General features: G+C 42.1%; 9 protein-coding genes and 1 pseudogene. All 10 read right to left on the minus strand.

Annotation, left to right across the window (positions count from 1 at the left end; translation table 11 throughout):
• Positions 1 to 13: 13 nt before the first annotated feature.
• On the minus strand, positions 14 to 1,375 hold the full coding sequence (gene murC, locus QM738_RS02025; RefSeq protein ID WP_462275011.1) for a UDP-N-acetylmuramate--L-alanine ligase: 1,362 nt from the start codon (positions 1,373 to 1,375) through the stop codon (positions 14 to 16).
• Positions 1,372 to 2,463: an undecaprenyldiphospho-muramoylpentapeptide beta-N-acetylglucosaminyltransferase gene (murG, locus tag QM738_RS02030; RefSeq protein WP_462275012.1), complete on the minus strand. Its 1,092-nt coding sequence runs from the start codon at positions 2,461 to 2,463 to the stop codon at positions 1,372 to 1,374. The genes murC and murG overlap by 4 nt, the downstream gene beginning before the upstream one ends.
• Before the next feature lie 15 nt (positions 2,464 to 2,478).
• The gene (locus tag QM738_RS02035) at positions 2,479 to 3,729 is read right to left on the minus strand and encodes an FtsW/RodA/SpoVE family cell cycle protein (RefSeq protein ID WP_462275013.1); all 1,251 of its coding nucleotides are present in this window, start codon (positions 3,727 to 3,729) and stop codon (positions 2,479 to 2,481) included.
• Between the two features lie 34 nt (positions 3,730 to 3,763).
• Positions 3,764 to 5,102, minus strand: a pseudogene (gene murD, locus QM738_RS02040) (UDP-N-acetylmuramoyl-L-alanine--D-glutamate ligase).
• A 291-nt stretch (positions 5,103 to 5,393) separates the two neighbouring features.
• Positions 5,394 to 6,683 (minus strand): phospho-N-acetylmuramoyl-pentapeptide-transferase, encoded by a 1,290-nt coding sequence (gene mraY / locus QM738_RS02045; protein ID WP_462275014.1) that lies wholly within the window; start codon positions 6,681 to 6,683, stop codon positions 5,394 to 5,396.
• A gap of 94 nt (positions 6,684 to 6,777) precedes the next feature.
• Positions 6,778 to 8,241 (minus strand): UDP-N-acetylmuramoyl-L-alanyl-D-glutamate--2,6-diaminopimelate ligase, encoded by a 1,464-nt coding sequence (locus tag QM738_RS02050; protein ID WP_462275015.1) that lies wholly within the window; start codon positions 8,239 to 8,241, stop codon positions 6,778 to 6,780.
• Positions 8,238 to 10,406, minus strand: a complete 2,169-nt coding sequence (locus QM738_RS02055; protein WP_462275016.1) for a penicillin-binding transpeptidase domain-containing protein — start codon at positions 10,404 to 10,406, stop codon at positions 8,238 to 8,240. The genes QM738_RS02050 and QM738_RS02055 overlap by 4 nt, the downstream gene beginning before the upstream one ends.
• Before the next feature lie 15 nt (positions 10,407 to 10,421).
• Complete coding sequence (locus tag QM738_RS02060) at positions 10,422 to 10,766, minus strand: FtsL-like putative cell division protein (protein ID WP_462275017.1); 345 nt, start codon at positions 10,764 to 10,766, stop codon at positions 10,422 to 10,424.
• Between the two features lie 25 nt (positions 10,767 to 10,791).
• Positions 10,792 to 11,748 (minus strand): 16S rRNA (cytosine(1402)-N(4))-methyltransferase RsmH, encoded by a 957-nt coding sequence (rsmH, locus tag QM738_RS02065; protein ID WP_462275018.1) that lies wholly within the window; start codon positions 11,746 to 11,748, stop codon positions 10,792 to 10,794.
• A 25-nt stretch (positions 11,749 to 11,773) separates the two neighbouring features.
• Positions 11,774 to 12,232 (minus strand): division/cell wall cluster transcriptional repressor MraZ, encoded by a 459-nt coding sequence (gene mraZ / locus QM738_RS02070; RefSeq protein ID WP_462275019.1) that lies wholly within the window; start codon positions 12,230 to 12,232, stop codon positions 11,774 to 11,776.
• Between the last annotated feature and the right edge of the window lie 114 nt (positions 12,233 to 12,346).

A 12,346-nucleotide genomic window follows, 5' to 3' on the forward strand; every position in this document is an offset into this window, starting at 1 on the left:
CCGCCAGTTATTTTTATTCTTTTGTTAATATTTTTTTTATCGGTGCTACTAATGTGTCTATATCGCCGGCGCCTGCTGTTATCAACAATGCCCTTTCATTATTTTTTATCCAATCCGCTATTTCATTTTTTGACAATACTTTTTTATTGCTGTTATTTATTTTATCCAGTATCATCTCGCTTGTCACCCCTTCAATGGGCAATTCCCTTGCGGGATAAATAGGCAACAGGATGATCTCGTCTGCCATACCCAATGTTGCTGCAAATCCATCTGCAAAATCCCTGGTGCGGCTGAACAGGTGTGGCTGAAAAATGATCGTGCATTTTTTTTCCGGAAATAAGTTCTTCGCTCCCGTCAGCAATGCTTTCAATTCATCCGGGTGGTGTGCATAGTCATCTATATACACCACGCTCTCATTTTTCACGATATACTCAAACCTGCGCTTTACTCCTTTAAAAGAACTTACTGCCGCCTTTATTTTTTCATCCGCTATCTCCAGCTCATGTGCCACAGCAATGGCAGCGATCATATTTTCTATATTGTGCATGCCGCCCATATTCAGCAGCACATCTTTCAGTTGCCAGTCTTTTGTTATCACATCAAAATGATAACTGCCGTTATCGATCCTTATGTTGGCAGCATGTACATCGGCTTTATCATTATTCAAATGATACGTACAATGCTTCCCCGCTTTCAATTCATCACCTCTTTTTAAGCCATATTTACTCAGTAACAGTCCTCCTTCTTTTACCCTTGCAGAAAAATCGATAAATGCCTGTTCCACATTTTCTGCTGTGCCATATATATCCAGGTGATCAGGATCCATCGCTGTTACGATCGCAACATCAGGACTTAATTTCAAAAAGCTCCGGTCGTATTCATCTGCTTCCACCACACAAACATTATTGGCGCTGCTCCAGAAATTACTATTATAGTTCACTGCAATACCGCCTAAAAAAGCATTGCATCCGTAACCACTATGCTGCAGTATATGCGCCACCATAGTGCTGGTAGTTGTTTTGCCATGTGTACCTGCCACGCAGATATTAAAAGAACTGTTGGTGATAGCACCCAGCACATCACTGCGCTTTACCACCGTATAATTATTGTCTTTAAAATAGTTTAACTCCTTATGATCTTTTGGAACAGCCGGTGTATAAACTATCAACTGTGCGTCTTTGTCAATGAGCTCAATATTATCTTCGTAATGCACTTTTATTCCTTCACTCACCAGTTGCTTGGTTAAAATGGTTTCGGTTTTATCGTAACCGGTAACCACCACTCCTTTTGCATTAAAATATCTTGCCAGCGCACTCATGCCAATACCGCCAATCCCTACAAAATATATTCTCGCTATTTTATTGATCTCGATCACTGTATTGTTTTCAAAATTTCCTTTGCAATAATTTCATCGGCATTGGTAATACCCAGTTGGCCAATATTTGTTTTTAATTCCGCCTGCTGCTGTTCGTTCTTCACTAAGGCTATTATGGACGGCACCAACTTATTCAACGCTTCACTGTCTTTTACCATTATGCCGGCATTTTTATTAACTAAATTTTGTGCATTTACCGTTTGATGGTCCTCTGCCGCAAAGGGAAAGGGCACAAATACCACCGGTTTTTTTACCACGCACAATTCGGCAATGGCCATGGCCCCGCTCCGGCTGATTACCGTATCACCGGCGGCGTAGGCATATTCCATCTGCGTAATAAAATCGTTGGCCCAAACATTTGGTTTACCTTCTGCCGCCTGTTTACCTTTTTCAGCATAAGGTTTACCTGTTTGCCATATCAGCTGAAGCCCTTCCTGCTCAAACACTTCAATTTGTTTATCAATTGCTTCGTTGATACTTTTTGCACCCAGGCTGCCGCCAATTGAAAGCACTGTTTTTTTATTGGGGTCCAGTCCAAAAAACCTGATCCCCTCTTCCCTCGATATATGGCTTTGAGATATACTCACCCTTACCGGGTTGCCCGTGATCATTATTTTTTCTTTTGGAAAAAATTTTTCCATTCCGTCGGTTGCAACAAATATCCGGGTGGCTTTTTTCCCCAGCATGATGTTACTTTTTCCGGCAAACGAGTTGCTTTCGTGTATAAAAGTTTTGATGTTCTTCGATTGTGCAAATCGCAACACCGGGAAACTTGAATAACCGCCTACGCCAATTACCGCCGTTGGCTGGAACGAATTGAAAATTCGTTTTACCTGCATAAAACTTTTTACCAGTTTAAATGGCAGGCCAATATTTTTTATCAAAGAACTCCTGTTGAACCCTGCAATATCCAGTCCCTCTATTTTAAATCCCGCCTGCGGCACTTTTTCCATTTCCATTTTTCCTTTGGCGCCCACAAAAAGGAATTCCGTATCCGGCTGCAGTTTTTTAATGGCATTGGCAATGGCAACCGCCGGAAAAATATGTCCGCCCGTTCCACCTCCCGCAATAATTACCTTTTGTGCCATATTCAATTCTTTCAGTTATTCTGCAACAACCGGCTGGTTTTTCCCCTCGAGTTGTTCTACGTTTCTTGCCACACTTAAAATAATACCGATGGATAAACAGGTAAAGAGGAAACTGCTTCCGCCCATACTTACCAGCGGTAATGTAACCCCGGTATTAGGGAAAGCATTTACTGCAACACCCATATTGGCCATCGCCTGTATCACCAGCGTAAAACTGAGTGCAAGCGCCAGAAATGCCCCAAACGCATAAGGGCATTTCCGGTATAGTCTTATACACCGGTATAAAAAAAGCAGGTATATAAAAACCATAAATGCTGCACCAAACAAACCATACTCTTCAATTATGATAGCATAAATAAAATCGCTGTAAGAGTGTGGCAAAAAATTCCTTGCCTCACTGTTGCCCGGCCCTTTACCTAACCAGCCACCATTTGCAATTGCTATTTTTGCCTGGTTGATCTGGTATAACTTTTCACTTTCATCTTCCTTAGTACTGTATATAAATGTCTGTATACGGCCTATCCATGTTGGCACACGCCCAAAAGCAAACACTGCAGGAATATCCTTTTGTTTATGTGCTGCTTTATCATAAGTTGTTACCGCCAATAACAATAAAAACATTATAGGGATCAATGCGATGCCCATGGATAATAATATATGCTTTGTATTAACCCTGCCAATGAACATCAACATAAAACTGGTTGCCCCCACAAGCAATGCTGTTGACAGGTTTGCCGGCGCAATTAATGCGCAGATAATTACCACCGGGATTATGATGGGTAAAAACCCTTTTTTAAAATCCTTTATCACTGCCTGTTTACGGCTTAGTTGCAAACTTAAATACATGAACAAAGCCAGTTTCGCCAGGTCAGAGGTCTGCATGGTCATGTTGATCACCGGTAAGGTGATCCACCTGTTCGCACTATTCAATCTTGATCCAAACAGCAGTGTATAGATCATCAATGGTATTGATATAAGAAAAAGGATCTTGGCTACTCTTGCATAAAAAGTATAATTCACCCTGTGTGCAAAGTAGATGAGCAATACACCAAGAATGATAAACCCAAACTGTTTGAACAAATAACTCTCTGTGCTTTTACTGTATTTGTAGGCCAATGAACCTGTACTGCTGTACACCACCAATAAACTGATCAGTGTAAGAATTATCACGATACCCCATATAACACGGTCGCCCTTGGTTTTATTAACCAGGTTGTTACTCATGTTGGGAGTAAATAATTCTTTGATGTTTATTAAACTTGCCATTAATCTTATTTAGGCCGGAAGCTGGAGCTTCCGGTTACAATTCTTTTACTGCCTGTTTAAACTGGTTGCCCCTGTCTTCATAATTTTTAAACAGATCGAAACTGGCACATGCAGGGCTCAGCAATACCACATCACCTTTTGCTGCAAAATGAAATGCTGCCTGTACTGCTTCTTTTGCTGATGCTGTATTCACCATCAGCGGCATGATATCAGCAAATGCCGCATGTATCTTGGTATTATCAGTACCCATACATACAATGGCTTTAACTTTTTCCTGCACCAGTTCTTTCAATAAAGAATAGTCATTGCCTTTATCAACACCACCCAGTATAAGTATCACCGGCTTTTCCATACTTTCCAATGCAAACCAGGTACTGTTTACATTCGTGGCTTTACTATCATTGATGAACTCCACATTTTTTATAGTAGCCACCGTCTCCATACGGTGCTCCAGGCTCTCAAAAGTCTGCAGGGCCTCTCTTATTTTCTCTTTCCTGATGTCTACAACAGAGGCGGCTAAACTTGCGGCCATACTGTTATACTGGTTGTGCTTACCCTTAAGGGCGAAATCTTTGATACTCATTTGCATTTCTTCGTTTTTCCATTTAAGATGCAACTTTGCGTTCATCAGGTATGCACCCTGCGGCAGTGGTTTACTCATGGTAAATGGGGCTAGTGTTGATTTAATGTGATAGTTGTTAATAGTTTTCGCAGTTACTTCATCATCTAAGGAATAGATAAAAACATCCTCCGGCTGCTGGTTCATGGCAATACGGAACTTACTGTTGACGTAATTTTCCATCTTGTATTCGTAGCGGTCCAGGTGATCTTCTGTTATATTGGTCAATACCGCCACATCCGGCCGGAATGTGATGATATCATCCAGTTGAAAAGAACTTATTTCGGCAACGTATAACGGCTTTGGATCCACCGCCACCTGTTTGGCAAATGAATAGCCGATATTACCTACCATGGCACAATCGCTTCCACCGGTTTTACAGATATGATAGGTCAATGCCGTAGTGGTTGTTTTACCATTACTGCCTGTAATAGCAATAATCTTGCTGTTGCCTTTATAGCGATAAGCAAATTCTATTTCGCTGATGATGGTGATGCCTTTGGCCCTGATTCTTTTTTACCAGTTCATTTTTTTCCGGTATGCCAGGACTTTTCATCACTTCATCTGCATTTAAAATTTTTGCTTCGGTATGCGTAGCTTCTTCAAATTCAATATTGCTGCCCGCCAGTTCTTTTCTATAGTTTTCTTTTATGGCGCCACCATCAGTCACAAAAACGTCATACCCCTGCTGTTTAGCAAGGATGGCGGTGCCTACTCCACTTTCGCCTGCGCCTAATATGACCAATCGTTTCATGTTTACAATCTTGTTAATACACTCCGCATGTGCGGAATAAAAAATGGTTTTTCAATAGCATTAGTATTTACCAGTTCGTTCACTGGTTTCAGCCTTATACCCGCAATCATTAAAAAGGTTCTTCAAAAGCATAGAATTTAACGGGTATAGGGTTTCACTGATCATAAAAAACTTTTCACAGATACTGATTTACCAAAAATTGAAAAACTTAGAATGTCATTGTATGACAGTTTCCAGCTTGCGGTTTTTCAACAAACAATTTCCCGTCCGCAAAAAACGGGACACTTTTTATCACCTTAGTTTCAATGTTGCAATAGCTACTATCATACTCAATATGGTCACGATCCAAAAACGCACAGCGATCTTACTTTCATGGTATCCCAGTTTTTGGTAGTGATGGTGCAACGGGCTCATTAAAAAGATCCGCTTACCTTCTCCATACTTCTTTTTCGTGTATTTGAAATACGATACCTGCAGCATCACACTTACCAGCTCTATTAAAAAAATAAAACAGAAAATAGGTATCAGTAATTCTTTTCGTACTATAATGGCCAGCGCTGCTATGATACCCCCCAATGCAAGGCTGCCCGTATCTCCCATAAATACCTGCGCCGGGTAAGAGTTGTACCATAAAAACCCAACACATGCACCCACGAACGCCGCAATAAAAATGGACAGTTCACCGATATTCGGTATGTACATGATATTGAGGTACTCAGCGAATTTTATATTACCGCTGATGTATGCAAATATGCCCAGGCCCAGGCCTATCACCGCACTCACACCCGTCGCCAGCCCATCCAGTCCATCCGTTATATTAGCGCCATTACTTACTGCTGTAACAATAAATATTACAATGAGTATGTACAGGATATAAGTATAATCCCTCCAGCTTTCCGGTAACAGTTTGGCGTAATTGAACTCATGGTTCTTTACAAACGGTATGGTGGTAAGCGGCGTTTTTACATTCGCATAAATGGTACGTTTACCATCTATCGTTACCGTGTCGAATTTGGTGGCTCTTTCTTTGGGCCCAAGAACGATCTGTGAACGTATTTCTCGTTTTACCACCACGCTGGGTGTAAAATATAAAGTAGCGCCTACTATTATACCCAGCGTCACCTGCCCGAATATCTTGAACCTGCCTGCCAACCCATCGCTATCACTTTTTTTATACGCTATGCCTTTTTTCTGCGCATCTCTTTTTGATTTTATTTTCAGGTAATCGTCAATAAAACCAATACCACCCAGCCACACGGTACACAATAACATCAGGCGGATATACACTTTATCCAGGTCGGCAAACAGCAAAGTGGGTATTACAATAGCCAGTATGATAATGATACCACCCATTGTTGGTGTGCCTTTCTTCTGTTGCTCACCCGCCAGTCCCAGGTCCCTTACCGTTTCACCCAATTGCTTTTTGCGGAGAAAAGCGATCAGCCTTCTTCCAAATACCGTTGTTATCACCAGGCTTAATATCATGGCCAGTATTACCCGTATACTCAGGAAACGGTACAACTTGCTGCCAGCGAATTTGTAACCAGCCGAACTCAACCATTTAAATAAGTGATAAAACATTTTTTTAGTTTTTAGTATTAAGTTTTGAGTACAGAGTAAACAATCCTATTCATGCTCCTGCGTACTTTATACTCATACACTTTGTACTTTTTCTTTACTTCTCTAGCAATTCAAACATTTCCTTCAACACCTGCTTATCATCAAAATCATACTTCACCCCTTTTATATCCTGGTACTTTTCATGTCCCTTTCCGGCTATTAAAAGAATATCTTCTTTCTGCGCCAGGCTTACCGCGGTTTTGATCGCTTCTTTCCTGTCGGCAATGGACAATACCTTTTTTTTGGCCGCCGCATTCACACCTGCCTGCATATCATTCAGTATTTCCAACGGATCCTCACTGCGTGGGTTATCCGAAGTAAGGATCACTTTGTCACTGTATTCGCAGGCCACTTCGGCCATTACCGGTCTTTTTGTTTTGTCCCGGTCGCCACCACAGCCCACCACAGTTATCACCTGTTCATTGCCCTGCTTTAATTTTTTTATTGTGGCCAGCACATTCAGTAAAGCATCCGGTGTGTGTGCATAATCCACAATACCGATCACCCTGCTGCTGTTGCTGATGGTATAATCAAATCTTCCTTCGGCGCCATCCAGGCTGCTGAGCACCTGCAACACTTCACTCTTATCTTCTCCCAGACAAACGGCTGCGCCAAACACGGCCAGTAAATTGTATGCATTGAATTCTCCTATCAAGCGGAAATGCACTTCAACATCATTCACCAACAGATGCAAACCAGTCAAACTGTTGTCTAATATTTTTCCTTTAAAATCCGCAATGGTCTTAAGGCTGTAGAAATATTTTTTTGCAGCAGTATTCTGCAACATCACAGCCCCCCTCCTGTCATCTGCATTGCTGATAGCAAAAGCGCTTGCTGACAGATCATCGAACCATGATTTTTTTACACGGATGTATTCATCAAAGGTTTTATGATAATCCAGGTGATCGTGGGTGATATTGCTGAACAATGCACCTGCAAACTGCAAGCCCGCAATGCGGTGCTGGTGTATGGCATGGCTGCTTACCTCCATGAACACGTATTCACATCCGTCATCCACCATTTGTTTCATCAACGCATTCAGGCTGATAGCATCCGGCGTGGTATGTGTTGCAGGAATAATGTTGTTACCAATCTGGTTCTGCACGGTGCTTATCAAACCGCATTTATATTTCAGTGCAGAAAAAAGTTTGAACAGTAAAGTAGCGATCGTTGTTTTTCCATTGGTACCGGTAACACCCACCAGTTTCATTTTTGCAGATGGCTCACCATAAAAATTATGACTCATCAAACCTGCTGTGGCAGCGCTGTCATCCACCTGTATATAAGTAACCGCATCGCTGAGTGTTTCCGGCAGTGTTTCGCAAATAATAACTGCTGCGCCGCTTTGTATGGCTTTTTCAATAAAAGCATGACCGTCTGTTGCGCTTCCCTTCAATGCAATAAAGCAGGAACCGCCACTTACTTTGCGGGAGTCGATCTGCAGATCTTTTATCGCGGTATGGGTATTACCCTTTACCGAGCGTATAGCAACTTTATATAGTACGTCCTGTAATATCAATTTAATACGATCGAAATATTTTTTTGTTCTTTTCTTATTTCAGTTCCCGCAAGCGGCTGTTGATTAATGATCCTGCCCCTGCCGGTAATATTTATTTTCCATCCATTGGTTTCCAGTAAATACACCGCATCTTTCAATCCCATTCCGACAACATTAGGGGTAACAGAACCGGGTGATGCAGATGAATAAAGCGGTGCATTCAGTACGGAAAAATTATTCTTCATGTTCGCCAGCCTCATGGCCCCGTTAAAGGCCGAATCGGTGAACGGAAGTTTTAAAAAATTAAATACAGTTGCCAGCTGCTCCTTCATACCATAAAAGTTATAATTGCTGCTGTCTGCAACTGCTGCAACACCATCCTTACTGCTGAGATAGCGGCCATATATCCTGTCGCTGATCTCTTTAAAAACCGCACCCGAAACATCTGCACCGTAATGCAACTTGGAATCGTTACTGTTCTGTATCACTACTGCCATAGTATATACCGGGTTATCTGCCGGAAAATATCCAATGAAAGATGCCTGGTATATCTTATTGCCTTTATTATATCCTTTGTTGTTCAATGCTGTTACCGCTGTACCTGTTTTACCCGCAATACCATAAGTGTTACCTGATAGTACCTTATGCCCGGTACCGTGTGCACTATCCACCACTGCCCGCATACATTCTTTTAATTGCACCAGCGTTTCATCTGTACATATTTTTTCTATCAGCACTTTTGGTTCAATGGTCTTTACATCCATGCCGTATTCCCTTATCGCATTCACCAGGTAAGGCTTCATCATTTTACCATTGTTGGCAACAGCATTGTACAGCATCAGCATGTGCAGCGGTGTTACCAGTTCTTCATAACCATGCGCCATAAAGGGAATGGTGGTATTGGCCCAGCTGCGGTTGGTTGGTTTTTTGATTGTTGTTCTTGCAGATGCCGCATCAATATCCACACCGGTAAGTGTATCTAACCTGTAATGATGCAAATGTTCAATGAACTTGGATGGTTGTGCATGGTAATACTGGTCGGCCAGTTTTGCAAAAGCCACATTACTGCTGGCTGCAAAAGCATCCTTCACCGAAACCAATCCTGCACCCAAATGCGAATCTTTTATCTTCAATCCATAAAAAACTTTCGCACCACCTTCACAATCCACTTTTGAGTTAATGGTGATGTATTTATCTTCCAGCAAACTCATCAGTGTAGCCAGCTTGAATATCGAACCCGGCTCTGTTGCTTTACCGATACCATAATTCAGGTCTTCGGCATATACCACATTGCCCTCTTTATCATGTATTAAATTGCCCTCTTTATCTTTCTGCTGACCAAGATTGGCGATCGCTTTGATCTTACCGGTAGCAGTTTCCATCACAATGGCAGTACCATGCAAAGAGTTATTGCCCACCAGCATTTTCATCAGCGCCACTTCTGCCACATCCTGCATATAAGTATCCAGCGTGGTGATCACATCTTTTCCATCTTCCGCAGGTTCCAGTTCTGCACCATCCACCGGTATATAAGCACCGGCAACATAGCGCATCAAACTGTGGCCCGACGTACCTTTCAGCACACTGTCATAACTTCTTTCCAGTCCCACATTCTTCGAAGAATCTTCCCTTGATAAACCAATGGTCCTGTTGGCCAGCAGCACATAAGGGTTGATCCTTTTATCTCTCGGATCGAAAATGAAACCGCTTTTATTTTTTCCCTGCCTTACCAATGGAAAATTCAAAAAAGCTTTATACTCCGAGAATGATATCTTTCTTTTAAGGATATAATACCTGTTCTTGGCATTGTAAGCCGCTTGCAATTCTTTTTTATAAACAGCTGCTTTTTTATCTTTAAAAAGATCTGCCAGGGATGTGCTCAATGAATCAAGATTGTCTTTGAAACGTTTGCCGTTCTTTTCTACCAAACCATCGGCGCCAAAATCAACAAACACATCAAATATGGGCACCGAAGTACTGAGCATGTTACCATCTTCGCTGTAAATGGTTCCTCTTTTTGCTTCTACCGGCATGTCTTTGAATTGCAGGGTCTTACCCATATCTTTCCAGTAACGGCCTTCAATACGCTGGATATAAAAAGCCCTGCCAAATACTATTACGCCTAACAGTATCATCCCTAAAAAACAGAGATACACTCTCCACAATATGTCTTTTTTTACATCCATCTTCCCTTACGGGTATTATTTTTTAACAGGTGTTGCGTTCAATACAAAAGGTGGTTGTACCAGTTCTTTTAAACCCAGTGGTTCCACCGCCTTTGATAATTCACTTGCCTTGCTCCGGAATATCACTTCGCTCTTGATCGTTTTGTATTCGTATTCCAGGTCTTTAATATGATTTTCTGTTACACCTATCTTACGGGAAAGCTTATCCGCATAATGCCCGTTGTAGATGTACAATACTGCCAGTGCAGACAGGAAAAGGAAAAAGGGTATGTTCTTCACCACCCATTTGTAACTCAGAAAAGCTTTCCAGTCAATTTTCTGTTCTACCTGTTTTTCCTCTATGTTGTATTCTTCCTGCATGGCATGTTTTTCTTTATGGAAACTTCTATTTCATTTCGGCAACCCTCAGCTTGGCACTTCTCGATCGTGGATTTTGTTTCAATTCATTATCACCGGGTACAATGGGCTTTTTAGTAATGATTAAAAACGGGCTCGCTGGTCGGGTACCATACACTTCATCTGCTTCGGCTTCGGAAAGATTTCCGTTGCGAAAAAATGTTTTAACTAATCTGTCTTCCAAAGAATGAAAAGTGATGATCGCTATGCGGCCTCCTGGTTTTACTAGAGCAGTGGTTTGTTGCAATAAGTCTTTAAGTGCGCCTAATTCGTCGTTTACCTGGATACGCAGTGCCTGGAATACCTGGGCAAAGTATTTTTGAGGATTACCTTTAACCGCGGCCTTTACTGCCAGTTTAAACTCGTTGATGGTACGGATGGGCGCCAGCGCTCTTTGCTGTACGATTGTTTTTGCCAGTGTTTTTGAGTTGGTCACTTCGCCATACTGTTCCAACATTTTGTGCAGCTGCTGCTCGGTAAAACCGGCGAGTACGGTTGCTGCAGTAATGCTTTCACGTTGGTCCATACGCATATCAAGTGCTGCATCAAAGCGGGTGGAAAATCCCCTCTCCGCTTCATCAAACTGGTGACTTGATACACCCAGGTCTGCAAGAATGCCGTCTACCTGCGTTATTTTCTGCAGGCGTAAAAAACGCTGTACAAAGCGGAAGTTCTGCGGAATGAAAAATATCCGTTCATCATCCGGCAGGTTCTTTTTGGCAGCTGCATCCTGGTCAAAAACAAACAGCTTTCCGTCGGCACCCAGTTGTTGCAGTATGGCACGGCTGTGTCCGCCGCCACCAAAAGTGCAGTCAACATAAATACCGTCCGGCTGTATGTTTAAACCTTCAACAGCTTCGCTGAGCAAAACGGGTACATGATAATCAATTGATGAATTGTCCGGTTGCTGCACTGTTGATCTTTCATTTGAAGCTTGTTTGCTCATATCAACCATTTAACAGTTAAACAATTCAACCATTCATTACTTTGTTCATCACCTCGTTAGCCAGGTCGCTGAAGGCTTGCGGTGTAAAAGTTTCAAAGAGCTGTGTATACTTACTTTTATCCCAGATCTCAATTTTGTTGACGGCCGACACCAGCACAATATCTTTTTCCAGGCCTGCATGTTCACTCAGGTTCTTCGGCAGCAATAATCTTCCGGCGCTGTCCAGTTCCACCTGGGTGGCGCCATTCAAAAAATATCGCCTGAATTCTCTTACCTTAGGGTCAAAATCATTCAGTTTGCTGATCTCAGAAAATATAGGCTCCCAGCTTTGCATTGGGTATAACGTGAGGCATTTTTCAAAGCCCCGGTTTAGCACAAACTGGGCAGCACCCTCCTGCGGCAGCTGTTTTTTAAACCCTGCCGGTAGCAAAAAGCGCCCCTTTATGTCTAAAGTTGCTTCATACTCACCGAGGAAACCTATCATTTTCAAGTATTTAGCCCTGCTTAAACAGAAACTTCCACAAAATAACACTTTTTACCACTTTCTAAACATTTTTTAGATAAAGTTTTTTATCCACATGTGTTTTGCCCAAAACCG

Source organism: Ferruginibacter sp., from assembly GCF_049840995.1.
Taxonomy (GTDB): domain Bacteria; phylum Bacteroidota; class Bacteroidia; order Chitinophagales; family Chitinophagaceae; genus Ferruginibacter.